We start from the raw sequence: 24,418 nt of genomic DNA on the forward strand, positions 1-24,418 counted from the left end.
TATTCTATCTGCTTCCTTCATGCGCTTCTCTTTGCTTACCAAGACGATGCCGGTGGCCTTGCTAGGGTTGCTGGCATTTGCTCCGGCAACTCCGCCCCCGCACAAAACCACCCTTTTTCTTATCGGCGACTCTACGATGGCGAATAAGGTTCGGGCGACGTTTCCGGAAACGGGTTGGGGCATGTCCCTAGGTACGTTTTTTGACACGACGGTGGTAGTAGACAACCGAGCCCAGAATGGCCGGAGTACGCGTACCTTCCTGGCCGAAAACCGCTGGCAGCCAGTAGTACAAGCCCTACAACCCGGCGACTACGTGTTCATTCAGTTTGGGCACAATGATGAGTCAACCGCTCACCCCGACCGCTACACGCCCCCGGACGCCTACCGCCAGAACCTTATCAAGTTTGTAACCGAGACGCGGAGCCGGCAGGCCACGCCCATCCTGCTCACGCCAGTCACGCGCCGGTACTTTGACAAGGAAGGGCACATCAAGGAAACCCATGTCGCGTATTCGGCAGCGACCCTAGCGGTAGCTAAGGAATACCGCGTGCTGGTAGTTGACATGGATAAACTCAGTCGCGAGCTGATGCAACAGCTTGGCGACGAGCCTTCCAAAATGCTATTTCTGCATCTGGCCCCCGGCGACCATCCCAATTACCCTCTTGGGCGGGCCGACAATACTCATTTTAATGAGCTAGGCGCACGCAAAATGGCGCAACTCGTAGTAAACGACTTACGAGCCCAGCACCTAGCCCTGACCGAACAGCACCTCGCTCAGCCCTTACCTAAGAACAAAGTAGCTGCCCCCACAGGCGCGGCCGCCCAGCCCACCACGCCCTAATGAAAGCACTCTTGCTAGGGGCCACCCTAGGGCTCATCGCCCTGGCAGCACGGGCCCAAGCAGCCCCACCAGCTAGCCCACTCGTGGTAGCGGCCGATGGTAGCGGGCAGTTTCGCACAGTGCAGGCTGCCATCGATGCTGCACCTACTCAGTCGGCCGTACCCATTATCATTCAACTCAAAAAGGGAATCTACCACGAGAAAGTGGTGGTGCCGACGCTGAAAACGCACTTGGTACTGCACGGAGACGAAGCGGCTAGCACCATCATTACCTACAGCGACCACGCGGGCACCAATGGCATTACCACGCCTACTTCTTATTCGGTGCTAGTGCAGGCCAACGACTTCACGGCCGAGAATGTGACGTTTGAAAATGCGGCTGGCTACACAGCCGGCCAAGCGGTAGCGCTGCACGTGGAAGGCGACCGGGCTATTTTCAGGCACTGCCGCTTGGTGGGCAATCAGGATGTCCTCTTTTTAGCAGTTGGTGGTAGCCGCCAGTATTTTCAGGACTGCTACATCGAAGGAACGACCGACTTCATTTTTGGCGCTAGTACTGGGGTATTCGACCACTGTGTTATCAAGAGCAAGAAAAATTCATTTGTAACCGCAGCTTCGACCCCGGAGGGCCAGCCCTATGGGTTTGTCTTTCTGGATTGCCAATTGACTGCTGATACGACGCTGGCCAAAAAAGTCTACCTAGGTAGGCCGTGGCGCCCCTACGCCCGCGTAGCCTACTTGCGCTGCACTCTAGGGCCTCATATTGTGCCCGCGGGCTGGGAAAACTGGCGCAATCCAGAAAACGAGAAAACTGCTAACTACGCCGAGTACCGCTCTACCGGCCTCGGCACCAACCCAGCGGGCCGCGTGCCGTGGTCGCGCCAACTCAGTGCTAAAGAAGCCAAGCAGTACACCCTTGAGCGGCTATTCGGGGGTAAGCAGGCTTGGGAGCCCGGCCGCTAAGTGCGGTACGCCGAGCTACTACACTTCTCAGTAGCTGGCGTCCCGCTGCAACTACTGGTATCTTTGCGGGGTTACTACGTCTTACTTCCCCTACCCCCATCCACATGCGTATTTCCCGGCTAGTCGACCAGATGAGCGGCTCCGAAATTATTAGAATCGGCAACGCTGTGAGCGAGCAAATTCGCCAAGGCGCTACTATCTGCAACCTCACGATTGGCGATTTTGACACCGAGCTTTTCCCTATCCCAGCAGGGCTGCGTGATGGCGTAACAGCCGCCTACCAAGCCGGCCAAACCAACTACCCACCTGCTCCCGGCATTGCCGACCTGCGCCAAGCAGCAGCCGATTTTTTGCAGGCGCGCCTAGGTCTCTCCTACTCGCCCACCGACGAGTTGCTGGTAGCTGGTGGCTCGCGCCCGCTCATCTACGCGGCTTACTTGGCCCTCGTAGACCCCGGCGACCGCGTGGTGTACCCGGTACCCTCCTGGAATAACAACCACTACTGCCACCTATCGGGTGCCGAGCAGGTAGCGGTGACTACGCAGCCCGAGCATGCTTTTATGCCTACTGCCGCCGAGCTAGCCCCTCACTTAGCCGGGGCTACGTTGCTGGCGCTGTGCTCGCCGCTGAATCCCACGGGCACGGTATTTACAAAAGAGGTACTCGAGGAAATCTGCGACTTGGTACTGGCCGAAAACCAGCGCCGCGGGCCCGATGAGAAGCCCTTGTACATTCTCTACGACCAGATATACTGGCTGCTGACCTTTGGCGAAACTCAACACTTCGACCCGGTGAGCCTGCGCCCTGCCCTGCGCGACTACGTGGTGTATATCGATGGTATCTCGAAGTGCTTCGCCGCCACGGGTGTGCGGGTCGGCTACTCCTTTGGCCCCAAGCTCATTATCGATAAGATGAAAGGCTTGCTGGGGCATATCGGCGCCTGGGCTCCTAAAGCTGAACAGGTAGCCACTGCGGCTTTCTTGCCCCAAACCGAGGCCGTCGATGCGTACTTAGCTGACCTTAAGCACGGACTGCAGGCTAGCCTCGATGCCTTCTACCACGGTCTGAAGGACTTGCAAGCTCAAGGGTATCCTGTCGATGCTATTGCGCCAGCCGGCGCCATCTACCTCACCGCCAAAATTGACGCCCTAGGTCGCACTACGCCCACCGGCGAGGTACTCGCTACCACCCGCGAAATCACTTCTTACCTACTCACTGAGGCTAAGCTGGCTATAGTGCCATTTAGTGCCTTTGGTGCGCCGGCCTCTGAGCCGTGGTTCCGGCTTTCGGTTGGGGCCGAGTCGCTCGATTCCATTCAGGCTGCGTTGCCACGCCTGCAAGCCGCGCTAGACAAGCTAAGCTAACGCACCAAACGACTAGCAAAGAGACGCCCTAGGTAGTGCCAGCCTGTGAAAGCTAGCACCACCTAGGGCGTCTCTTTGCTAGTCGCTATTGGTTACCCTTTAGGTGTCAGCGTGATATACGGAATGATACACTCTTCTAGCGAGATACCACCGTGCTGGAACGTGTCCTTGTAGTAGTTCACGTAGTAGTTATAGTTGTTGGGGTAGGCGAAGAAGTAGTCGCCGAGCGTGAACACATAGGCGGTGCTCACGTTTTCGCGGGGCAGGAAAATACTCTCCGGCTTGCGCACCACATACACATCGCGGCTCTCATCAAAACCTAGGTTCTTGCCGTGTTTATAGCGCAGGTTCGTATTCGTATTGCGGTCACCCACAATCTTATACGGGCGCTTCACGCGGATGGTACCGTGGTCAGTAGTAATCACTAGCTTGCCCTTTTTCTCGGCAATGGTTTGGAGCATTTCATAGAGCGGCGAGTGCAAAAACCACGAGCGCGTGATGCTACGGTAAGCGCTTTCATCGGCCGCTAGCTCGCGTATCATCGCCATGTCGGTGCGGGCGTGCGAGAGCATGTCCACGAAGTTGTAGACAATGACGTTGAGCTTGTAGTTGTTATGCAAGTTGCTCATTTTGCCAAGCAAATCCTTGCCGGCCTGCAAGTTAGTTACCTTGTGGTAGCTATGCTTGGCCTTCTGGTTGTTGCGCTGGAAGTTAATTTCCATGAACTCGGCTTCGTGCAGGTTTTTGCCCTCCTCGTCCTCGTCCCATACCCACAGGTTGGGGTACTTTTTCTGAATATCACCCGGCATCATCCCCGCAAAAATGGCGTTGCGGGCGTAAGCCGTTGTAGTAGGCAAGATGCTATAATACAGCTCTTCTGAATCCACCGTGAACAGCTCCGCAATAATCGGCTCCAGAATTTTCCACTGGTCGTAGCGAAGGTTGTCGATGAGCACGAAGTACACTGGCGTATCGCCCGTCTGCTTCATCAGCGGAAACACCTTCTCCTTGAACAACTGGTGCGACATCATCGGCGCGTCTTTGTCGCGGCCATTCACCCAGTCTTCGTAGTTCTCGATGATAAAGCGCCCGAAGTAAGTATTTGCCTCGTCCTTCTGCATGTTGAAGACTTCGGCCATGCTCTTGCCCTCAGTTTCGTTGATTTCCAATTCCCAGTATACAAGCTTCTTGTACACATCAACCCACTCGGAAGGCGACAGACGGTCGGAAAGCTGCATGCCGAGCTGGCGGAAATCGCGCTGGTAGCCCGAGTTAGTAGCTTCGGTAACTAAGCGCTTGTTGTCCAGCACTTTCTTCACCGACAGCAGAATCTGGTTTGGGTTAACCGGCTTGATGAGGTAATCGGCAATTTTGGCCCCAATGGCGCCCTCCATAATATGCTCTTCCTCGCTCTTCGTTATCATCACGACGGGCACTGTGGGGCGCACCACCTTGATTTCGGTCAGCGTTTCGAGGCCGGTGAGGCCGGGCATGTTTTCATCCAGAAAAACTAGGTCGTAACTGTTTTCCTGCACTTCTTCTAAAGCGTCGGCCCCGGAGTTTACAGGGGTTACATCATAGCCTTTCTCCTTGAGAAACAGGATGTGCGGCTTAAGTAAATCAATTTCGTCGTCGGCCCAGAGAATGGAGTATCGTTGCATAAGCAGAAGCGCACCGCACAGGCGTCGCGCATTGGGAATGGTAATGTAGTAATAGCGAAGCTAACGGCCGAAACCGTGCCGGTAGTATCCCGGATGGTAAGCTCGCCGTAGCTTTACCGGAAAACTCACGTTTAGGTTCTTACAAGGGACCACTTAGTCGGCCAACGGGCTGCACTCGTCGGCCAACGCCTTCGCTCCCGTAGGCCAGCCTAGCTAACCTGAAGCTTGGCCTACTTAACATGAACAAAAAGAAGATATTTAACGACCCCGTGTACGGTTTCGTAACCGTGCCTACGGAGCTGTTGTTTGATTTAATTGAGCACCCCTACTTCCAGCGGCTGCGACGCATCCAGCAGCTCGGGCTCACTAACTTCGTGTACCCTGGGGCGTTGCACACGCGCTTTCATCATGCCCTAGGTGCCATGCACCTCATGCAGTTGGCCTTGCGCACGCTCAAGGACAAGGGTGTTAAAATCTCGGCCGCCGAGGGTGAAGCGGCCCAAGTCGCCATTCTGCTGCACGACATTGGCCACGGCCCCCTGTCGCATGCGCTCGAAACGTCGATTTTCCAGGACGTGCCGCACGAACAACTGTCGCTGTATTTGATGGAACGGCTCAACGAGCAGTTTCCAGGGCGGCTCACGCTAGCAATGGAAATGTTTCAGGGTAGCTATGGGCGCGAGTTCTTCCACCAGCTCGTGAGCTCGCAGCTCGATATGGACCGGCTCGATTACCTCAATCGCGACTCCTTCTACACCGGCGTGGAGGAAGGCCGGCCAGGCGCCGACCGCCTCATCAAGATGCTGCAAGTGGTGAACGAGCGCCTGGTGCTGGAAGAAAAGGCTGTGTACTCGGTCGAGAACTTTCTAGTAAGCCGCCGCCTCATGTACTGGCAAGTCTATCTGCACAAGGCTGTTACGAGCGCCGAGCAGATGGTCATCCGCGTGATGCAGCGCGCCCGCGACCTTGCCCGCGCTGGCGTGCCGGTGCCCGGTAGCAGCTGCCTCACCTACTTCCTAGGTCGCGCCGTTACGCTGGCCGAGTTTCAAGAGGATTCTGACATTCTGAACCGCTTTGTGCAGCTCGATGATATTGACATTTGGGGCGCCATCAAGTCCTGGACTAGCCACGAGGACAAAGTGCTCAGCTTCCTAGCCCAAAGCCTACTCAACCGGCAACTGTTCAAAATTGTCATTCGCCCCGAGCCCTACGACGAAGATTTTCAGCTCGGTATAGTGGAGCTGATTGCCGAAACCTTTCAGTTGCCGCTCGAAGACGCCCGGCAGCTAATGATAACCGGCAAGCTCAGCAACACCGCCTACGACCCGAATAGTCAAGAAACTATCGATATCCTGACCAAGCTCGGCAAGGTTGTGAACGTGACCGAAGCATCAGACTTACCCAATATTCGGGCCCTCAGCCAGAAGGTGCAGAAGCACTACATCTGCTACCCAAAGGAAATTCTGTAAACAGAAAGAGGCCCGATTTGCAAATCGGGCCTCTTCCTATTTCTGCACAAATTTCTTGCGCAGCTCGCTTATTTGCTCCTTGAATTTCTTGTCGGAGTCTATCAAGTCCGATACCGTTTGCACCGAGTGGATAACCGTGGCGTGGTCGCGGCCGCCAAAGTGATAGCCGATGGTCTTGAGCGAGTGCGTGGTATGCTCTTTGGTAAAATACATGGCCACCTGACGGGCCGTAACTACTTCTTTCTTACGAGTTTTCTCCTTCAGCAAAGCCACTGGAATGCTGAAATAATCAGCCACCGTTTTCTGAATGAAGTCCACGTTGACTTCGGCCTCGACCTCCTCGATGATGTGGCGCAGGGCACCTTTGGCCATATCTAGGTCGATATCGCGGCGCGTAAGCACGCTTTGGGCCAGCAGGGTTGTGAGTACGCCCTCGAGCTCGCGCACGTTGGTGGGTACCGAGTGAGCCAAGTACTCGACCACCTGCGGGGCGATTTCCATACCGTCCTGCTGGGCCTTGTTCTGGATGATGGCGATGCGCGTCTCAAAGTCGGGGCTTTGAACGTCGGCAGTGAGGCCCCACTTAAAGCGCGAAAGTAAGCGGTCTTCGAGGCCGCTGAGCTCGCGCGGGGGGCGGTCGCTGGTCATCACAATCTGCCGGCCGCCTTGGTGCAAGTGATTGAAGATGTGAAAGAACATCTCCTGGGTCTTACCCTTATTAGCCAGGAATTGAACGTCGTCCAGAATCAGCACATCTACCAATAGATAGAAGTTGGCGAAGTCCTGCACAGCGTTGCGTTGCAGGCTTTCGATAAACTGATTGGTAAACTTCTCGGCCGAGACATAGAGCACAAACTTCTCGGTATTTGTGGCCTTGATGTGGTTGCCGATGGCTTGCACGAGGTGCGTCTTACCTAGGCCCACACCGCCGTACACCATCAGGGGGTTGAAGGCGGTGGTGCCGGGCTTGTTGGCCACCGCGAGGCCAGCCGAGCGCGCTAGGCGGTTGCAGTCGCCTTCCACGTAGTTTTCAAACGTGTAGGTGGTGTTGAGCTGCGACGGCACGATGTTGCGGTCCATCGTTTTGGCTGCGTCAAACGGATTGCGCAGCGTGTTGGCAGCCTGCGCCTGGGCGGCGGTAGCGGTATTGGCGCCAGGCACTAGGTGGCGAGCGGGCGGGGCGCCAGCATTACGGCCAAAACCGTTGTTTTGGGGTGGCGAGCCGTTGCTATTGTAAGGGCGGCCGTTGACAGGGGCGCGGTTTTCGACAGCGGGGGTGCCGGGGGCAGCCTTGCGGGCTGGGGGCAGGTGCATGGCGCGGGGCGGCGCCTGGGCATTACCCTGGTCTACTACCACGCTGTATTCGAGGCGGCCTTCGGGGCCTAATTCTTGAAAAATAGCGCGTTTTAGTTCTTCTACGTAGTGCTCTTCAAGGAATTCGTAGAAGTAAACGCTCGGCACCTGAATGGTGAGCACCTTGCCTTGCAGCTCGACGGGCGCAATGGGCTCGAACCAGGTACGGAAGCTCTGCTCCCCCACTTCGGTGCGGATAACGCGCAGGCAATTAGCCCAAACAATGCGAAAATCCTGCGACATGGAGGAGATAAAACAGAGCCGTATAACCGGCTGGCAACGGCGAAAAAAAAGAGAATTGACCCCGCCTCATACGCAACCGCTCGGGCTTGGGGGGGACAAATTTGCGCATAAACCCGCAGACAAAAAAGCCGCTAAAAGCTTGCTTTTATCGCGGCGCTAGCAGGTAGCCCCCACGGGCAGCACTAGCGACCCCACGGCCCGCATGGGCCGCGCCCCGCGCCGCAGCTCGTAGTCGATGCGCCCTAGGTTAATGCCCGACCAGCCCACCTGGTTGATGAGCGTGACGTGGCCCTGAGGGCCGGTAATAGGCTCGGGCGCAGGCATAAACGTGTGGGTGTGACCACCCAAAATCAGGTCGATGCCGCCGACTTGAGCGGCCAGCTTACGGTCATCTAATTTTTCGCCTTCGTACTTATACCCTAGGTGCGACAGACAGATAACCATGTCGCAACGCTCATTTTGGCGTAGCTGCTGCACCTGGGCTTTGGCCACGGCCACGGGGTCGAGGTACTGGGTAGCGCCGAAATTTTTGTCGGCTACTAGGCCCTTCAGCTCGATGCCCAGGCCAAATACGCCGATGCGGGCCCCGGCCTTCTCAAATACCTTATAGGGCTGAAAGCGACCAGCTAGCGGCGTGCCGCTGAAGTTGTAATTGGCTATCAGGAACGGGAAACCAGCATTGGGTAACTGCTTTTGCAAGCCTTCGAGGCCGTTGTCAAAGTCATGGTTGCCGAAGGTGCTGGCGTCGTACTTCATCCGCGACATCAACTTATACTCCAGCTCGCCCTGAAAAAAGTTGAAATAAGGCGTACCCTGCCAGATATCGCCCGAGTCGAGCAGCAGCACGTTGGGCTCCTGCCGACGGACACTAGCAATGAGAGCTTCGCGCCGAGCCATGCCCCCTAGGCCCGCCCACTGCGGAGCACTCTCGGGAAAGGGCTCAATGCGCGAGTGCATATCGTTGGTATGCAAGATAGTAAGCTTAGCGGGGCCTGCGGCTGCCTTGGCCACGAGGCTAGAACCCAGCAGGCTAAGGCCAGCAGTACCTAGGAGAGATTTCTGAATAAAGTCGCGGCGTATCATAATGCAATAATTTTTTAGGACCTAGGAGGCCCGCTTAACCTGGCGAGTGCAGCGAAACAATTGCGCCCGAACAGCGCACTTAACCGATGTGATTGCTTCGCTAGGCGCCAAGACAAACATTACTAGTCTCAATTTAACTACTTAACTCGTCCTTCAATGCTGGCCGTAACCGGCTTCCCAGCCTTGGTAAGCACCCGAATGTGGTCGGCGATGGCAGTGCGTAGCAGCAGGCCAGTGTGGCGCGGCACCACGGTTTTGAGGAAAGCCATGTTATCGCCGCCGCCCGCTAGGTAGTCGGAAATGGCGATGCTATAGGTCTTAGTGGGGTCGAGGGGCTGGCCGCCGATGCGGATATCCAGGGGGCGCTTGTCGGGGCCGACGGTGTAGGTAGCACCCGAAATGGCCATGCGAACGGGCGCGGCGTAGTCGAAGAGCTGTTGCACCACGGGGCCAGGGGCATCAAGTACCATTAGCTCGTTTTCGAAGGGCATGAGCTCGAATACGTTACCTAGGGTGATGGGGCCGGCCGGCAGCGGGGCACGCATGCCACCGTTGGTCATCACACCCAGCGCGATGGGCTCGTGCAGGGCCTGGGCAGCGGCGGTGCGCTGGAGGTCGGCCACGAAGTTGACAATGAGGTTTTCGCCAGCGTTTTTGCTGAGCGCCACTGGGGCCACGCCCAATACCTCCTGCATTTGGGCCAGCACCTTGTCGTGGTAAGGTTTGATAATGGCATCAGCGCCAGCATCGGGCACGATAGCGCTGCCCACGGGCTGGCTAGTGGCCGTGCTGGGCAGGTGGGCCGTGGCCGTAAGCGGACCGCGCTGGCAAGCCGTGGCCAGCAAAAGCGCGACAAAGCCCGCCGCGGCGGGACGAAGAAGACGTATCATACGTAGCTAAAAGCGGGTAGCCGCCGAAACCACGAATTTACGGCGCTCCGGTGCTTATCGCGCCCCTAGCGAGGCGGCTTTAGGCGGGGGCGGTATCTTTGGCACGGGTTGGTGGCCCGGTTTTTAGTGCTTTCTCTATGTCTGATACGCCTCCGGCCACGCCGGTTTCTTTTCCCGAGTTTTCGCCCGTGTCCACCGCGCAGTGGCAGGCGCAGCTAGCCCGCGAGCTTAAGGGCGCCGACCCGGCCAGCCTGCGCTGGACCATGCCCGACGGGCTAGTGGCCGAGCCCTTCTACCACCGCGAGGCCTTGACCGCCCTGGGTGGCGCGCCCCCACCCCTACCACCCCGCCCCGCTCCCTGCCGCAACGTGGTAGCCCTCACCGTGCCTGCTGGCACCGATGGCCGCCTACAGATAGAGCAGGCCGCCGATGCCTTGGCGCGCGGCGCGGGTGGCATTCACTTTATTTTAAATAAGGAGGTCGCCAATTTTGCCCTAGGCGAGCTGGCCGACCGCCTGCCGCTGGCTACCACCTGGATAGGCTACACGGTGCTACAGCAGCCCGACCAGCTCCTTGAGCGCTTGCGCGACATCAGCCCCAACGAGCCACTACTGGGCTTTCTGCGGTTTGCGCCCATCACAGTGCCCGAGGGAGCCGAGCTAGCCATGTATCGCACCGCACTGCGCCGGTGCCTAGAGCTGGCGCGGGGCTGGGCCAACTTTCCGGTACTGGCCGTGAACGGAGCGTTTTTTGGCAACCGGGGCGCCACACTGACTCAACAAGTGGCTTATAGCCTAAGCACGGCAGCCACCATGCTGGCGTACTTGCCCGATGAGGAATGCGGCATCACGGTGGCTGATGTGGCCGCCAATTTTCACCTCGATTTTGCTATTGGCACCAGCTACTTCCCCGAAATAGCCCGGCTGCGCGCCACACGCCGCCTGTGGGCTACGCTACTGCACGCTTACGGCCTACCGCCGCAAGGCGCAGCCGACCTGCTTATTCACGCCTCTACCTCGACCTGGACCCAAACCACGCTCGACCCGCACACCAACCTACTGCGCCATACCACCGAGGCCATGAGCGCCGTGCTGGGCGGGGCCGATTCCATTCAGGTGGCGGCCTATGACTGTTTGTATCAGCACTACACCGAGTTTAGCGCCCGCCTGGCGCGCAACCAGCCGCTAATATTGCTCGAAGAGGCACACCTCGACTGGGTGGCCGACCCGGCAGCCGGCTCCTACTTCCTCGAAACCCTGACCGACGAGCTGGCCCGCGCCGCCTGGGTTGAGTTTCAGGCCCTCGAAGCCAAGGGCGGCATGCTCGAAGCTCGCAACCAGGCCATGGAAGCCATCAGCAAGGTTGGCTTGGAGAAATTCAAGCGCATTGCCACCGGCCAGGACGTGGTGGTGGGCACCAACCGTTTCCAAAACGCGCAGGAGAAGTTCGATTTTCAGCCTAAGCAGCTGCTGCGCTCGCGCGACTTTGACACTACCCGCGCCACCTACCCCAGCGAGGTGCTGCGCCTGGCTACGGCGCTGCACTTCGAGCGCCGCGCCAATCAAGACAAGCAGGCCACGCTGGTGCTGCTCGGCAATGCCGCGGTAAATGAAGAGATTGCGGCAGCCTTCTGGCACCTGCTGCACCCGGGCCAAACTAGCCAGCCGCCCATGCCCGACATCGCGTCCGATTCGTATTCCGTCCTCTTTTCAAAGCCCGATGAAGCTACCCTGATGTATGCCACGCCCGCGCAGTTCGACCACTTGGCACGGGTGGTGCAGCAGGTGCCCGTGGGCCACATCTTCGATATTCCTTCCCTGATAAACTCCGACCTAGCCACGCTGCTGGAGGCCGTGCGGGTATTTGGCTTCAAGGAATTTTTGGTGGAAGGACACCGCACAGAAGAGGTGCTTGCGCGGCTACAGGGGCGGTAGCTTCCATCTAGCTCATGAAAGCAGCAGGCAAATTGGTGGTTGGGATTCTAGCGCTGCCAGTGGTGCTGACCTTTGGCTATCTATACGCACAGCGGGAGCCGAAGAAGCTAAGATTCTACTTCGAAGACAACTTGGAATCTGACGTCTGGCGCATCCCAATTATTGAGCCTTACCAACTTATAACGGCAGATGGCAGAAGTAAGCAACAAGCTGGATACAGTAGGTGGAATTTTCAGGAGCCGGATTTTAATGTCTCCTTCTATCCCGACTCAATCAACTATCGACGCGGTTTTATCACCTTTCACGATGCTTCTCAGAATAAATATGGAGTTTGCGACGTAAAGCTCAAGAACATCAGCTTTTGCTATGATTATAAACAATTTAGAGAGTTTGTAGCTACGAATAACTTGTCTAAATCTTTGTATAATACAGAATTGGTTTACGAAGGCTGGTCTGAAACCAGGTTACTACCCTGGGCAAAAGAAATTTTAGAGCAACGCTGGAATTTGACAAGTGAAAAAACAATAGACTAATGCGCCCCGACTTCTCCTCCATTGCCTACGACGCGGCTTCCCTCCCACCCGCCGCTAAGCCTACCGACTACCCCGCCACCGGCCCCGCCGTGTACACGGCCGCCGATGCGGCGCACCTGCCGCACTTAGGGTTTGGGGCGGGCATCGCGCCTTATCTGCGCGGGCCTTACGCCAGCATGTACACGGTGAGCCCCTGGACGGTGCGGCAGTACGCGGGCTTTTCGACGGCCGAGGAGTCGAACGCTTTTTATCGGCGTAATCTGGCCGGGGGCCAAAAAGGACTTAGTGTGGCTTTCGACCTAGCCACACACCGAGGCTACGACTCGGACCACCCGCGCGTGGTGGGCGACGTGGGCAAGGCCGGCGTGGCCATCGACTCGGTGGAGGATATGAAAATCCTCTTCGACCAGATTCCGCTCGACCAGATGTCAGTGAGCATGACCATGAACGGGGCGGTGCTGCCGGTGCTGGCTTTCTACATCGTGGCGGCAGAGGAGCAGGGCGTGCCGCCCGAAAAGCTTACGGGCACTATTCAGAATGATATTCTGAAGGAGTTTATGGTGCGCAACACCTACATCTACCCGCCCGCGCCGAGCATGCGGCTCATTGCCGACATCTTCGCCTACACGGCCGAGAAGATGCCTAAGTTCAACTCAATTTCTATCTCGGGCTACCACATGCACGAGGCCGGCGCCACCGCCGATATCGAGCTAGCTTACACATTGGCCGATGGCGTGCAGTACGTGCGCGCCGGCCTAGCGGCGGGCCTCAAGATTGACGAATTCGCGCCGCGCCTGTCCTTCTTCTGGGGCATCGGCATGAACCACTTTCTGGAAATTGCCAAGCTGCGCGCCGGCCGCCTGCTGTGGGCCAAGCTCATCCAGCAGTTTGACCCGCAAAGCCCCAAGAGCCTGGCCTTGCGTACGCACTGCCAAACATCAGGCTACTCGCTCACGGCCCAGGACCCATTTAACAACGTGACGCGGACCACGGTGGAGGCCCTCGCCGCCGCCCTAGGTGGTACCCAGAGCCTGCACACCAACGCCCTCGACGAAGCCCTGGCCCTGCCCACTGACTTCTCGGCCCGCATCGCCCGCAATACGCAGCTCTACCTCCAGCACGAAACCGACATTACTAAAGTGGTGGACCCCTGGGGCGGCTCGTACTACGTGGAAAGCCTCACCGCCGACCTCGCCAACCAGGCCTGGGCGCTCATCGAAGAAGTGGAGGCCCTAGGGGGCATGGCCGCCGCCATTGAAACTGGCCTACCCAAGCTCCGCATCGAGGAGGCCGCCGCTCGCAAGCAGTCGCGCATCGACGCGGGCCAGGAAGTAATTGTGGGAGTCAATAAATATCTGGCGCCCGAGGGCGAAGCGCCCCTGGAAGTGTTGCAGATTGATAACGACGCGGTGCGCGAAAGCCAGGTAGCGCGGCTGCGAAAGATTCGGGCAGAGCGCGACGAAACCGCCGTGCAGGCCGCGCTGGCGGCACTAGCAGCAGGTGCCACCGACACAACTCAAAACCTCCTCGCGCTAGCCGTGACCGCCGCTCGCGTTCGCGCTACCCTAGGCGAAATTTCTGATGCGCTCGAAGCTGCCTGGGGCCGCCACCAAGCCACTACGCGTACCATTCAAGGCGTGTACCAGCAGGGCATGACGGACAACGCCGATTTTGCCCAAGCCCGGCAGGCCGCCCAGGACTTCGCTGCCCGCGAAGGCCGCCGCCCGCGCATGCTAGTAGCTAAAATGGGCCAGGATGGCCACGACCGCGGCGCCAAAATCATCGCCACCAGCTTCGCCGATGTGGGCTTTGATGTGGACCTCGCGCCCCTCTTCCAAACCCCTGCCGAGGTAGCCCGCCAGGCTGTTGACAACGACGTGCACGTGGTGGGCGTGAGCAGCCTCGCTGCTGGCCACAACACACTACTACCCCAACTCATCCGCGAGCTAGAGCAGGAAGGCCGGCCTGATATTCTGGTTATTGCGGGTGGCGTCATTCCACCCCAAGACTACCAATTTCTCTACGACGCGGGCGTGGCCGGTATTTATGGGCCCGGCACCGTGATAGCCAAGGCTGCGCTGGAGATTCTGGAGGAGCTGAGCGAATAAGCTAGTTTTTTAACGAGACAAACCAAAAACGGCTGTCATGCTGAGCTTGCGAAGTATTTTATTACGCTAGAATAGCCGTTCGAACGTGATAAGATGCTTCGCAAGCTCAGCATGACAGAGTAGTTAACCTATCAATCTTTTTCTGTCTTTCATGGAAAACCCCGCCACCGCTGCTACCCCAGCTCAGTCGCTACTTGAGCGCCTAGGCCAGCAGCTTAGCACCACCGCCACGGCGCAGGCTGTGTACGGCACCCCCGTCGAGCGCGACGGTATCACGGTCATTCCGGTGGCGCGGGCACGCTATGGCTTCGGCGGTGGCGGGGGTGGCGGCACCGAGGCGGGCGAAGCAGCCGGCTCTGGCCTAGGGGCTGGGGCGGGCGTATCGCTCACGCCCGTGGGCTACATCGAATTGCGAGAAGGACGCAGCCGCTTCCGGCCCATTAGGTCGTCGGTGGTGCCGCTGGTGGCGGTGAGCGGCGCTATTGCGTGGTTATTGTTAAGGAGTGTACCTAGGTTACTGAATAACCGCAAAGACAGTTGAAACTAACATTCGGCCTATAGCAGCATTATGATTTGCTGGCTCACTAGACACATCTATTTAGTAAGCTTTTGCTGACCACGTCTTTCCTTTGAGCCTCCACTCTTCCAGAAGCTTAGTATGCACTTAGTCAGTCAACTATTCATCGGCCTCGTGGTGCTCATTCACCTGTACATTGTGTGGCTGGAGATGTTTGCTTGGGTCTCACGGGGGCCAAAGGTATTCCGGTCGCTGCCGGCCGAGCTGTTTGTGCCGACCAAAACGCTGGCGGGTAACCAAGGGCTGTATAATGGCTTTTTAGTAGCGGGGCTGGTGTGGGCGTTGCTTATCGCCGACCCGCAGTGGCACCGCAGCGTGGCCACATTCTTCCTGGGCTGCGTAGCGGTGGCGGGGCTCTACGGGGCAGCCACGGCGGGCGGGCGCATCTTGCTGGTGCAAACGCTGCCGGCCGGGCTGGCCCTAGCGGCACTGTGGCTAGCCTAAGCAGTCGGCGCAACCAGGGTTTCGCAAATCAAAATTTGTCCGTTTCAGGTTTGGGTAGCAATAGTCTTCTCCCAAATCTTGAATCTCATGGACCTCCAACTCACAAATAAAACTGCTCTCATCACCGGCTCGACGGCTGGCATCGGCCTGGCTATTGCCCAGCGGCTAGCCGCCGAAGGCGCGCAAGTCGTCATTACCGGGCGCACCGAAGTGCGTATTGAAGAAGCTAAAGCAGCCATCGTGGCGCGGACTCCCGGGGCTAGCGTACGCGGTGTAGCCGTAGATTTTGGCGATGCGGCGCAGGTCGATAGTCTGCTGAGCGAAGTACCTAGGGTCGATATTCTGGTCAACAACGTGGGCATCTTCGAGCCTAAGCCATTTGCCGAAATCACGGATGCTGACTGGCTACGCTTTTTCGAAGTGAACGTGCTCAGCGGCGTGCGGCTTTCGCGCCAGTATTTCCCGCTAATGCTACAGGCCAACTGGGGCCGCATCCTGTTTATTTCGAGCGAGTCGGGCTTGCAGATTCCAGCCGAAATGGTGCACTACGGCACCACTAAAACTGCCCAGCTCGCCGTGGCCCGCGGCCTGGCCGAGCTTACCAAGAGCACCGGCGTGACCGTAAACTCGGTGCTGCCTGGCCCCACGGCTTCAGAGGGCGTCGAAGAATTCTTAAAAAAGCTGGCCGGCGAGGGCAAAACCCGCGAAGAAGCCGAACACGAGTTTTTCCGCGATGCGCGGCCGTCATCGCTACTGCAGCGCTTTATTAAAACCGAGGAAATTGCCAGTATGGTAGCTTACCTCAGCAGCCCGCTGGCAGCGGCCACCAACGGCGCCTCGGTGCGCGTGGATGGCGGCGTGGTACGGGCGATTTAGGTAGACAGCCCTGGCTCAGTTGCCGGGTTACTCATCCTACCCAAATACTACGCTCTGCTTATGCTGCCAGTTTTAGTGGCGGCAGAGCGCCTTACCGGCGAAGCTGACCGCTAGCAAATTTTCTATTCCCAAAGCCCTAGGGGCGCTTTCTGGCAACAGCCGGGGCGCACTCTAGGGCTTTTTGCGCTTAGCCCCCTAGGCCGCCCCGCCGTGTGTACATCGCCTAGGTTATTTGTGGGCGCACAGAGCACCTTGCGCCAAGCCGACCGGCAATTTTTAATGAGAAATTAAGCTAAACCTAAACTTGGACTAAGTCACATGACCGCTATTGCTTTTCTTACGTTAACAGCAGTCGATAAGCTGGGCAATGACGTAACCGCCCATTGGTTGAGGTAATTCTCTCATTTAACTAACCTGCTAATGCTTACTATAAGCAACGACAAAACCAACACCCAGTCCTACGACATGCAGGGCAAATGCCCCTTCGGCGGCGACCGCATCGGCGGGGCCGTGAGCACGCCGCCCGCGCTTTCTGACTGGTATCCCAACCGGCTCAAGGTGGAGCTGCTGCACCAAAACGGCCCGCAGGCCAACCCGCTGGGTGACGATTTTAATTATGCTGAAGCCTTCAACAAAATTGACCTGGCGGCGCTGAAGGAGGAAATCAAGGGCTTCCTGACCTCGTCGGTAGACTGGTGGCCCTCGGACTACCACAACTACGGCCCGCAGATGATACGCATGGCCTGGCACTCGGCGGGTACCTACCGCATTGCCGACGGCGGCGGCGGCGCCGGCGAGGGCTTGCAGCGCTTCGCCCCCATTAACAGCTGGTGGGACAACGGCAACACCGACAAGTCGCGCCGCCTCATCGCGCCCATCAAGCAGAAATACGGCAGCGCTCTCTCGTGGGCCGACCTGATGATACTGACCGGCAACTGCGCGCTGGAAATTATGGGCTTCCCGACCTACGGCTTTGCTGGCGGCCGCCACGACGCCTGGGAGGCCGACAACGCCACCTATTGGGGCCCCGAGGTAATACACGACCTGCGGACGGCCGAAGCGCCCGACAAGATGGTGAACCGCGACAAGCGCTGGCGCGGCCAGAATGGCGATGCCGACTACGACCTCGAAAACCCGCTGGCCGCCTCGCACCAGGCCCTGATATACGTGAACCCCGAGGGTCCTTACGCCAGCGGCGACCCCCTAGGGTCGGCCCGCGACATCCGGGTGACCTTTACGCGCATGGCCATGAACGACGAGGAAACCGTGGCTCTCATCGCGGGTGGCCATGCCTTTGGCAAAAGCCACGGCATGGTGCCCTCTAAAGAAATCGGGATGCCCCCCGAAATAGCGCCAATGGAAGCCATGGGCCTGGGCTGGCACAACCCCAGGGGCAAGGGCAACGCTGAGAATACGATGACCAACGGCATCGAAGGCAGCTGGACGCCCAACCCTACGCAGTGGGACAACGATTACCTGACTAACCTCTTCAAGTTTGACTGGAAGCAGGAGCACAGCCCGGCCGGCGCCCTGCAATGGACGCCCGTAGACCCCAACGCGCCCAAGACGCCCGACGCCCACATCCCCGGCCAGATGAACCGGCTGATGATGATGACCACCGACATTGCCCTCAAGGTAGACCCCGAGTACCGCAAGGTGTGCGAAAAATTCCTAGGCGATTTCGACGCCTTCACTCAGGCCTTTTCCAAGGCCTGGTACAAGCTGACGCACCGCGACATGGGCCCGCGCGAGCGCTACCTAGGTCCCGAAAAAGTCAATGAAAACGACCTGCTCTGGCAAGACCCCATTCCGCTGGCCGACTACGCCCCCATCGACGACGCCGACGTGCAGGCGCTGAAGCAGGAGATTCTGGGCCTAGGCATTTCGGTTTCGGACTTGGTATTCACCGCTTTCTCGGCGGCCGTGACGCACCGCCACAGCGACAAGCGCGGCGGCGCCAACGGTGGTCGCCTAGCCCTGGCCCCGCAAAAAGACTGGGCCGTGAACCGCCGCACGGTGCCTGTAGTAGAAGCGCTGCGCAAGGTGCAGGAGAAATTTAACGGCGCGGCTGCCGGCGGCAAAAAGGTATCGCTGGCCGACCTCCTTGTGCTGGGTGGCTGCGCGGCCCTCGAAAAGGCCGCCGCCGATGCCGGTGTGCCCACCGACGTGCCATTTACGCCAGGCCGTCGCGACACCACGCAGGAACTAACGGACATAGAGATGTTTACGTGGCTTAAGCCCGTGGCCGATGGCTTCCGCAACTACCTCGACCGCAATTTTAAGGACATTGCGCAGGGTGTAGCCCCCGAAGAGTTTTTCCTCGACAAAGCGCACCTGCTTGCGCTGACCGCGCCCGAGTGGGTAGCCCTGACCGGCGGCCTACGGGCCATGAACGCCAACCACGACAACTCGCCCTACGGCATTTTTACCGACCGCGTGGGCGTGCTCACCAACGACTTCTTCACGGTGCTCACCAGCACCGACTACGACTGGAAGAAGGCCGATGCTACGGGCATGACCTTCTCGCTCGAACACCGCTCGACTGGCGAAAGCCGCTACGTAGCCACCCGCGCCGACCTCGTATTTGGCTCTAACAGCCAGCTGCGGGCCGTGGCCGAGGTATATGCGGGCAGCGACGGCCACCAGCGCTTTGTCAAGGCTTTCGTGAAGGCGTGGGACAAGGTGATGATGCTGGACCGCTACGACGTAAAAACCAGCTATTCGGCGTAAAAACGCGCTGGCTGTAAGGACCGGGGCGCTACTGGTGTCCCTCACAAGATGCAGCGGCGTCGTGTGGGGGACACCAATAGCGCCCCGGCCTATTGTGTTCCTACGGGTTAGTCTTCTTCAGGACCACCCAGGAGCTTCCAGGCTTCTTCGTTGCCTTGCTGGCCGGCTAGGTGCAGGGCGGTGAGGCCGCGCACATCGCGCAGCGTGGCATCGGCGCCGGCTTCGAGGAGAATTTTCACTAGCTCGTTGCGTCCGAAGAGGGTGGCAAACATGAGCGCCGTGCCGCCGTTGCCGTTGGTGAGGTCGAGGGCCGCACCGCGCTCGATGAGCAGGCGGGCAATGTCGGCGTAGCCTTTGAAGGCCACGCCCATGAGGGCCGAGTTGCCGCTGGCATCTTGCAGGTTGAGGTCGGCCCCGCGGTCGATGAGCAGGCGGGCGGCGTCGATATGGTCGTCGTAAGTAGCCAGGATGAGAGCCGAGTGGCCTTTGCCATTCTGGGCGTTAATGTCTAGCTGGGGGTCTTGAAGCAGCTGCTCGATGTCGGCTACGTCGCCGCGGCGGGCGGCATCGTAGAGCAGGTCGATAGGTTGGGTGGAAGTGAAAGCCATGATGTCTTTAAGGAATTAAGCTCGCCTACGACAACCTAGGGGGCTGGGATGTTTGCGAGTAGTAGCGGGGACTTTGAATTGGCAGGTATTAAATAGGCAGCACTCACAGGCTAAAGGCTCATGCTACTGCATATTACGAATGAGGGCGGCGTAAAACCAGATAACCTCAGCATAGGCCGTAGGGCGCAGGCGCTCGTTGGTGCCGTGCAGGCGCTCGATAGATTTCTGGTCTATAAGCAAGGGCGAAAAGCGATAGGTAGCCTGCGGGCTTAGGTGGGCGTAGGTGCGGGCTGCTAGTAATTCGTGCATTGCCAAGCAGCCAGACGGCTTTTCGGAGGCTAAGTGCACATCTAAAAACCTCCGCAACCTGCTCGAAAGACTAGGTATTTGTACTGATATAAATAGCGTATTAGTTAGGAGTAAAAACCAGTATGTAGTGCCTAGGTTAGGTGCGGCGGCGGGCCGAAGTTTGCCACCCCGTTTCACTTGTTTTCTTTTATGCTCATCAATTCGCTTCCTGATACGGATGGCAGCCGGTGTACCCTCACGTTTGAAGAACCTGATAAATGGCTGCGCGCAACCTGGCGCGGCTTTATAGACTCGGAAGAAGCCCTGCGCGGAGCCGACAATTATTTAAAGCAACTAGCTAGTATTCATTGCTCCTATCTACTCAACGACAACTCCGACCTGCGCGGCCCTTGGTTTGATTCGCTTGATTGGCTCATGCGCATTTGGGCGCCGCAGGCTGCGCGCATGGGCCTGCGCTACGTGGCGCATGTGGTGCAGGCCGACACGAAGCACGACACCATCACAAACACTCCGCTTACTCCTGGCACCTGCTTGTTCGAGTTACAGTTTTTCGACAACGTGCCCGAAGCTGAGGAGTGGCTGCGCGTTTGCCAGACCAAGTTTCCGGCTACCGTTCGGTAGGCGGCCGGGGCTGGCCCTACCCTAGCAGCCGCTGCAAGCGGCGGCCCAGACCCGGCAGCTGCGCTAGGCGTGCCCCTAGGTTAAGCAGCCACGGTCGAGTGCCCAGCAGCCGCATGAGGCGGTAGTTGCGGGCCAGCACCGGCCCGAGCTGCCGCTGCACTTCAGCGTCGTAGGCTTGCATAAAATCGGCGCTGAAATCGTGCTGAGTCATGCAGCGCCAGGCCTGCGCGGCGGCCATAATGCCGCTGCGCACGGCCATGTCGATGCCGTGACCCTGCAAGGGGTCGATAAGCGAGGCCGCATCGCCGCACAACATGAAGCGCGCCCCGCTGCACCGGCGCTGCCGCCCGCCGCCCATCGGCAGCCCAAAGCCCAGCACCGGCCCCAGCTGCCGCGCTTCGCGAAAGCGGCCAGCCAGCTCGGGGTGCGTCCGCACGGTGTCGAGCAGCAGCTGCTTGAGGTCGACTTTGTGCTTAGCCACAAGCTCGGACAGCATACCTAGGCCCACGTTGTAGCGCCCCGCCCCCACCGGAAACAGCCAGCAATAGCCAGCCAGGTAGTTTTGGCTAAAGAAAAACTCGGTGGTGCCTGACTCGGTGCCAGCCACATTTTCGAAATAAGCCCGCACACCCGCGCTGTGGTGGGCGCGGGCTAGGCGTGGCTCGGGCAGCAGGCGGCGGCCCACTGCCGAGTTGGCGCCGTCGCAGCCTATCACTAGGCGGGCGGTGATTTCGGTACCGTCGGCTAGGTGCAGCTGCACGTGATTGGGCGTGATTTCTAGTGTTTTTAACGCCGCGTTTTCCCGTATCTCGGTATCTGTAAACCGGCGCACCAGCGCAAATAAGGCGGCATCAAAATCGAGGCGCGGACTGTTAAAAGTGCGCAAATTCCAGTGCATGTAGAAGCTCGCACCGCTGGGCGCCACAATGCGGCTGCGGCGCACGTCGTCGCGCGGCTCTAGCTGCCACAGGGCCTCGACATAAGCCGGGTCGAGCTGGCGCAACGCCTTGAGGGCGTGACCCGGCACGGCATCCCCGCAGATTTTATCGCGCGGAAAAGTAGCCTTGTCGAGCAGCAGCACCCGCAGGCCACTACCGCGCAAAGCCAGCGCGCAAGCCGTGCCGGCTGGCCCGGCCCCCACTATGGCAATGTCGTAGTCTACTTCGGTTGGCACGCGGTAAAGGTAGCGGCCACCCAGGGCTCCTACGTACAAAAGCGCCCTCCCCGGTCGAGGAAGGCGCTTTTTATTAGCTGCTAAAGTGCTTACTTCAGCTTAGTTATCCGTCACGGCTACACCCGAATCGTGGCCGTGATGCACGGGCACACCAGCATCCTTCAGCCCATTGCGCGAGCGGCTCGAAATAAGCGCAATCGTGGCGGCTAGGCCCGTGGCGGCAGCCAAGCCAGCCAGCACCGGGTGCAGGGTAGCGCGGGTATAGAGGCTGGTTTCCATTACGTGGCCGGGGTTGCTACCGCGCACTTTGGCGTGAGGGCCGTTGGGGCGGTGCAGCGAGCCGGCGGGGTCTACGGCGCGAGTGCCCTCTTGCTTTTGCTGGGCCACGCCGGTTTTGGCTTCTACCCAGTCCATCACGCCGGGGGCGTACTTATTAGTAGTGCTCATGAGCTTGCCGCCGCCACCCACGTAGATGTCGCGCACCGGGTGCGTGGCGGCGTGTAAGATGGCCTTGGCTACTTCCTCAGGGGCGTATACAGGCTGAGGCAACTTAGGCTTCTCGGGCAAGTAGTTGCGGGCGTGCTCGGGGAAGGGCGTATCAATGGCGGCGGGCTTGATGAGCGTCACGGACACGGGCGCTTTCTCATCAGCTAGCTCGATGCGCAGAGCATCGGTAAAGCCCTTCACGGCGTGCTTGCTAGAAGCGTACATACCTTGGATAGGCACGGCCACGTCACTTACCACGCTACCTAGGTTAATGAGGGCGCCGCCGTGCTTCTTCAGGTGCTTAAGGGCTTCGAGCGAGCCGTTTACAATGCCCCAAAAGTTGGTTTCGTACAGTTTTTTGAAGTCTTCGAGCTTGCCTTGCTCTAGCTTGCCCCACATGCCTACGCCGGCATTGTTAACCCACGTATCGAGGGCGCCGAAGTTAGAGTGAGCGGCTTCGTGGATGCGGCGCACGGCGGCGGGGTCGGCCACGTCGGCGGCTACCACGGCCACGCGGCTGCCTAGTTGGCGGGCCACGGTGTCGAGGTCAGCCTGCGAGCGGGCAGCCAGTACCAGGCGAGCCCCAGCTTTGTGGGCGGCTTTGGCCGTAGCCAAGCCAATGCCGCTAGTGGCGCCGGTAATTACAATAACTTGTTGGTCGAGGGGCTTGAGTTTGAGAGCCATGTGAGGGGAAGAGCGGAAGTAAAAAAAGAAGCGTACCCAACGGGCACGCTAGCTGTACGGCCTAGGGTCGTAAATAGATAGGTCGAGCTTATCATAACAAACCCCACTAGCTGGCAATAGCGCGCGCCGCGAAGCATCTCGGGTGGCACAGTAAACTCAGCCGTCGCAGTCGCTAATAAGCGAGATACTTCGCTACGCGCGTCATAACCAACTAACCTCTGCCTGTGCCGCCCCGCGCCCTACCTTTGAGTATCTATTAACGACGAATGACGGATTCTTTTTCTATAAAAACTCTGGCCTTGCTGGGCTCTACGGGCTCTATCGGCACGCAGGCGCTGGAGGTGGTGCGCGAGCAGCGCAGCCGCTTTCGGGTAGCGGTGCTCACGGCCGGGCGGCAGTGGGAGCTATTGGTGGCCCAAGCCCGCGAGTTTAGGCCCGCCGCCGTGGTCATCGGCGATGACTATTATCAGCAAACCAAAGCGGCCCTGGCCGACCAGCCCGAAACCGAAGTGCTGGCCGGTGACGCGGCCCTCACCGAAGTAGTGCAGCGCCCCGATATCGACGTGGTGCTCACGGCGCTAGTAGGCTACGCCGGCCTGCCGCCCACGGTGGCTGCCATCCGAGCCGGCAAAGACATCGCCCTAGCCAATAAAGAAACCTTGGTAGTAGCCGGCGAGCTGATAACCAACCTTGTACAGCAGTACGGCGTAAAAGTACTACCCGTCGATTCGGAGCACTCGGCCATTTTTCAGTGTTTGGTAGGCGAAGAACAGAACCCCATTGAGAAGGTCATTCTGACAGCGTCAGGAGGACCGTTCCGAGGGCGGTCGGCCCAAGACCTAGCTCACATTACCAAAGCCCAGGCCCTGAAGCACCCCAACTGGACGATGGGCGCCAAAATCACTATTGACTCGGCCACGCTCATGAACAAGGGGCTGGAAGTGATTGAGGCCAAGTGGCTGTTCAATCTTGCTAACGAGCAAGTTGATGTCGTGGTGCACCCGCAGAGCATTGTGCACTCGCTGGTGCAGTTTGAAGATGGCTCGCTGAAGGCGCAGCTTGGCCTGCCCGACATGAAGCTGCCCATTCAGTACGCCCTAGGGTACCCCCAGCGGCTACGCAATGACTTTCCTAGGTTCTCGTTTTTGCAGTACCCCACGCTTACCTTCGAGGCGCCCGACCTAGGTACGTTTCGGCACTTGCCGCTGGCCTACAGCGCCATGCAGCGCGGCGGCAGTGCCGCCTGCGTGCTCAACGCCGCCAACGAAGTAGCCGTGGCCGCATTTTTGCAAGACCAAGTAAGCTTCCTAGGTATGGCCGACGTGGTGGCTGAGTGCCTAGGCCGGGTGCCGTATCTTGCGGCCCCAACCCTGGCCGACTACGCTGCCACCGATGCCGAAGCGCGGCGCGTAGCAACTAGTTTGCTGTAAAAAATGGTTGTCATGCTGACGGAGGAAGCATCTTATCG

The 24,418-nt window shown here is 58.8% G+C and carries 21 protein-coding genes; 13 read left to right on the forward strand and 8 right to left on the reverse strand.

Going from position 1 to position 24,418, the window contains the following annotated elements:
- The first annotated feature begins 19 nt into the window (after nucleotides 1–19).
- The 3 genes from FNT36_RS15925 to FNT36_RS15935 all read left to right on the forward strand — a co-directional run bounded on the left by FNT36_RS15925 (nucleotide 20) and on the right by FNT36_RS15935 (nucleotide 3,167).
- Nucleotides 20–841 carry a rhamnogalacturonan acetylesterase gene (locus FNT36_RS15925; RefSeq protein WP_144849720.1) on the forward strand — a complete coding sequence of 274 codons (822 nt, stop codon included), beginning with the start codon at nucleotides 20–22 and terminating at the stop codon, nucleotides 839–841.
- Complete coding sequence (locus tag FNT36_RS15930) at nucleotides 841–1,803, forward strand: pectinesterase family protein (protein WP_144849722.1); 963 nt, start codon at nucleotides 841–843, stop codon at nucleotides 1,801–1,803. Before FNT36_RS15925 ends, FNT36_RS15930 begins: the two co-directional genes overlap by 1 nt.
- A 104-nt stretch (nucleotides 1,804–1,907) precedes the next feature.
- Nucleotides 1,908–3,167, forward strand: a complete 1,260-nt coding sequence (locus FNT36_RS15935; RefSeq protein WP_144849724.1) for a pyridoxal phosphate-dependent aminotransferase — start codon at nucleotides 1,908–1,910, stop codon at nucleotides 3,165–3,167.
- Between the two features lie 92 nt (nucleotides 3,168–3,259).
- Here FNT36_RS15935 and porX read toward each other — a convergent pair whose 3' ends face one another.
- Entirely contained in the window at nucleotides 3,260–4,828 is a 1,569-nt protein-coding gene (porX, locus tag FNT36_RS15940; protein WP_144849726.1) for a T9SS response regulator signal transducer PorX, read from the reverse strand.
- Nucleotides 4,829–5,067: 239 nt separating this feature from the next.
- Between porX and FNT36_RS15945 the strand changes: the two genes are divergently transcribed.
- Entirely contained in the window at nucleotides 5,068–6,297 is a 1,230-nt protein-coding gene (locus FNT36_RS15945) for an HD domain-containing protein (protein WP_144849728.1), read from the forward strand.
- Between the two features lie 36 nt (nucleotides 6,298–6,333).
- Here the strand turns inward: FNT36_RS15945 and dnaA are convergent, their stop codons facing one another.
- The 3 genes from dnaA to FNT36_RS15960 form a co-directional block, all read right to left on the reverse strand.
- Entirely contained in the window at nucleotides 6,334–7,893 is a 1,560-nt protein-coding gene (dnaA, locus tag FNT36_RS15950; protein WP_144849730.1) for a chromosomal replication initiator protein DnaA, read from the reverse strand.
- Between the two features lie 156 nt (nucleotides 7,894–8,049).
- Nucleotides 8,050–8,976 carry a bifunctional metallophosphatase/5'-nucleotidase gene (locus tag FNT36_RS15955; RefSeq protein ID WP_144849732.1) on the reverse strand — a complete coding sequence of 309 codons (927 nt, stop codon included), beginning with the start codon at nucleotides 8,974–8,976 and terminating at the stop codon, nucleotides 8,050–8,052.
- Nucleotides 8,977–9,113: 137 nt separating this feature from the next.
- Nucleotides 9,114–9,866, reverse strand: coding sequence for a 5'-nucleotidase C-terminal domain-containing protein (locus FNT36_RS15960; RefSeq protein WP_144849734.1), 753 nt, complete (start codon nucleotides 9,864–9,866; stop codon nucleotides 9,114–9,116).
- Nucleotides 9,867–10,003: 137 nt separating this feature from the next.
- On the opposite strand from FNT36_RS15960, the gene FNT36_RS15965 reads away from it, so the two are divergent.
- The 7 genes from FNT36_RS15965 to katG all read left to right on the forward strand — a co-directional run bounded on the left by FNT36_RS15965 (nucleotide 10,004) and on the right by katG (nucleotide 19,068).
- Nucleotides 10,004–11,800, forward strand: coding sequence for a methylmalonyl-CoA mutase family protein (locus tag FNT36_RS15965; RefSeq protein ID WP_144849736.1), 1,797 nt, complete (start codon nucleotides 10,004–10,006; stop codon nucleotides 11,798–11,800).
- Between the two features lie 14 nt (nucleotides 11,801–11,814).
- The gene (locus FNT36_RS15970) at nucleotides 11,815–12,333 is read left to right on the forward strand and encodes a hypothetical protein (RefSeq protein WP_144849738.1); all 519 of its coding nucleotides are present in this window, start codon (nucleotides 11,815–11,817) and stop codon (nucleotides 12,331–12,333) included.
- Entirely contained in the window at nucleotides 12,333–14,441 is a 2,109-nt protein-coding gene (scpA, locus tag FNT36_RS15975) for a methylmalonyl-CoA mutase (protein WP_144849740.1), read from the forward strand. The genes FNT36_RS15970 and scpA overlap by 1 nt, the downstream gene beginning before the upstream one ends.
- A 151-nt stretch (nucleotides 14,442–14,592) precedes the next feature.
- Nucleotides 14,593–14,982, forward strand: coding sequence for a spore germination protein GerW family protein (locus FNT36_RS15980; protein ID WP_144849742.1), 390 nt, complete (start codon nucleotides 14,593–14,595; stop codon nucleotides 14,980–14,982).
- A 117-nt stretch (nucleotides 14,983–15,099) separates the two neighbouring features.
- A complete protein-coding gene (locus tag FNT36_RS15985; RefSeq protein ID WP_144849744.1) occupies nucleotides 15,100–15,462 on the forward strand; it encodes a DUF1304 domain-containing protein in 363 nt (120 codons plus the stop codon).
- A gap of 87 nt (nucleotides 15,463–15,549) precedes the next feature.
- The gene (locus tag FNT36_RS15990; protein WP_144849746.1) at nucleotides 15,550–16,338 is read left to right on the forward strand and encodes an SDR family NAD(P)-dependent oxidoreductase; all 789 of its coding nucleotides are present in this window, start codon (nucleotides 15,550–15,552) and stop codon (nucleotides 16,336–16,338) included.
- Nucleotides 16,339–16,758: 420 nt separating this feature from the next.
- A complete protein-coding gene (gene katG / locus FNT36_RS15995) occupies nucleotides 16,759–19,068 on the forward strand; it encodes a catalase/peroxidase HPI (RefSeq protein ID WP_144849748.1) in 2,310 nt (769 codons plus the stop codon).
- 107 nt (nucleotides 19,069–19,175) lie between these two features.
- On the opposite strand, the gene FNT36_RS16000 is transcribed toward katG, so the two are convergent.
- A complete protein-coding gene (locus tag FNT36_RS16000; RefSeq protein WP_144849750.1) occupies nucleotides 19,176–19,676 on the reverse strand; it encodes an ankyrin repeat domain-containing protein in 501 nt (166 codons plus the stop codon).
- 123 nt (nucleotides 19,677–19,799) lie between these two features.
- Nucleotides 19,800–19,985, reverse strand: coding sequence for a hypothetical protein (locus FNT36_RS16005; RefSeq protein ID WP_144849752.1), 186 nt, complete (start codon nucleotides 19,983–19,985; stop codon nucleotides 19,800–19,802).
- Between the two features lie 189 nt (nucleotides 19,986–20,174).
- Here FNT36_RS16005 and FNT36_RS16010 point away from each other — a divergent pair, with 189 nt between their 5' ends.
- Entirely contained in the window at nucleotides 20,175–20,606 is a 432-nt protein-coding gene (locus FNT36_RS16010) for a hypothetical protein (RefSeq protein ID WP_144849755.1), read from the forward strand.
- A 16-nt stretch (nucleotides 20,607–20,622) separates the two neighbouring features.
- Here the strand turns inward: FNT36_RS16010 and FNT36_RS16015 are convergent, their stop codons facing one another.
- Nucleotides 20,623–21,780: an NAD(P)/FAD-dependent oxidoreductase gene (locus tag FNT36_RS16015; RefSeq protein WP_233635970.1), complete on the reverse strand. Its 1,158-nt coding sequence runs from the start codon at nucleotides 21,778–21,780 to the stop codon at nucleotides 20,623–20,625.
- A gap of 99 nt (nucleotides 21,781–21,879) precedes the next feature.
- Nucleotides 21,880–22,950, reverse strand: coding sequence for an SDR family oxidoreductase (locus FNT36_RS16020; protein WP_144849759.1), 1,071 nt, complete (start codon nucleotides 22,948–22,950; stop codon nucleotides 21,880–21,882).
- Between the two features lie 266 nt (nucleotides 22,951–23,216).
- Here FNT36_RS16020 and FNT36_RS16025 point away from each other — a divergent pair, with 266 nt between their 5' ends.
- Nucleotides 23,217–24,380 carry a 1-deoxy-D-xylulose-5-phosphate reductoisomerase gene (locus FNT36_RS16025; protein WP_144849761.1) on the forward strand — a complete coding sequence of 388 codons (1,164 nt, stop codon included), beginning with the start codon at nucleotides 23,217–23,219 and terminating at the stop codon, nucleotides 24,378–24,380.
- The last annotated feature ends 38 nt before the right edge of the window (nucleotides 24,381–24,418 follow it).

Origin of the sequence: Hymenobacter setariae (genome assembly GCF_007713685.1) — a bacterium.
GTDB lineage: Bacteria > Bacteroidota > Bacteroidia > Cytophagales > Hymenobacteraceae > Hymenobacter > Hymenobacter setariae.

What these genes read in the sequence shown, in the direction of transcription:
- FNT36_RS15980 (WP_144849742.1), top strand. Translation starts at nt 14,593, where the DNA reads ATGGAAAACCCCGCCACCGCTGCTACCCCAGCTCAGTCGCTACTTGAG.
- FNT36_RS15930 (WP_144849722.1), top strand. Translation starts at nt 841, where the DNA reads ATGAAAGCACTCTTGCTAGGGGCCACCCTAGGGCTCATCGCCCTGGCA.
- FNT36_RS16005 (WP_144849752.1), bottom strand. Translation starts at nt 19,985, where the DNA reads ATGCACGAATTACTAGCAGCCCGCACCTACGCCCACCTAAGCCCGCAG.
- scpA (WP_144849740.1), top strand. Translation starts at nt 12,333, where the DNA reads ATGCGCCCCGACTTCTCCTCCATTGCCTACGACGCGGCTTCCCTCCCA.
- FNT36_RS15925 (WP_144849720.1), top strand. Translation starts at nt 20, where the DNA reads ATGCGCTTCTCTTTGCTTACCAAGACGATGCCGGTGGCCTTGCTAGGG.
- FNT36_RS15970 (WP_144849738.1), top strand. Translation starts at nt 11,815, where the DNA reads ATGAAAGCAGCAGGCAAATTGGTGGTTGGGATTCTAGCGCTGCCAGTG.
- FNT36_RS15985 (WP_144849744.1), top strand. Translation starts at nt 15,100, where the DNA reads ATGCACTTAGTCAGTCAACTATTCATCGGCCTCGTGGTGCTCATTCAC.
- FNT36_RS15960 (WP_144849734.1), bottom strand. Translation starts at nt 9,866, where the DNA reads ATGATACGTCTTCTTCGTCCCGCCGCGGCGGGCTTTGTCGCGCTTTTG.
- FNT36_RS16010 (WP_144849755.1), top strand. Translation starts at nt 20,175, where the DNA reads ATGCTCATCAATTCGCTTCCTGATACGGATGGCAGCCGGTGTACCCTC.
- FNT36_RS15945 (WP_144849728.1), top strand. Translation starts at nt 5,068, where the DNA reads ATGAACAAAAAGAAGATATTTAACGACCCCGTGTACGGTTTCGTAACC.
- FNT36_RS15965 (WP_144849736.1), top strand. Translation starts at nt 10,004, where the DNA reads ATGTCTGATACGCCTCCGGCCACGCCGGTTTCTTTTCCCGAGTTTTCG.
- FNT36_RS16000 (WP_144849750.1), bottom strand. Translation starts at nt 19,676, where the DNA reads ATGGCTTTCACTTCCACCCAACCTATCGACCTGCTCTACGATGCCGCC.
- FNT36_RS16025 (WP_144849761.1), top strand. Translation starts at nt 23,217, where the DNA reads ATGACGGATTCTTTTTCTATAAAAACTCTGGCCTTGCTGGGCTCTACG.
- dnaA (WP_144849730.1), bottom strand. Translation starts at nt 7,893, where the DNA reads ATGTCGCAGGATTTTCGCATTGTTTGGGCTAATTGCCTGCGCGTTATC.
- FNT36_RS15955 (WP_144849732.1), bottom strand. Translation starts at nt 8,976, where the DNA reads ATGATACGCCGCGACTTTATTCAGAAATCTCTCCTAGGTACTGCTGGC.
- FNT36_RS16020 (WP_144849759.1), bottom strand. Translation starts at nt 22,950, where the DNA reads ATGGCTCTCAAACTCAAGCCCCTCGACCAACAAGTTATTGTAATTACC.
- katG (WP_144849748.1), top strand. Translation starts at nt 16,759, where the DNA reads ATGCTTACTATAAGCAACGACAAAACCAACACCCAGTCCTACGACATG.
- FNT36_RS15990 (WP_144849746.1), top strand. Translation starts at nt 15,550, where the DNA reads ATGGACCTCCAACTCACAAATAAAACTGCTCTCATCACCGGCTCGACG.
- FNT36_RS15935 (WP_144849724.1), top strand. Translation starts at nt 1,908, where the DNA reads ATGCGTATTTCCCGGCTAGTCGACCAGATGAGCGGCTCCGAAATTATT.
- porX (WP_144849726.1), bottom strand. Translation starts at nt 4,828, where the DNA reads ATGCAACGATACTCCATTCTCTGGGCCGACGACGAAATTGATTTACTT.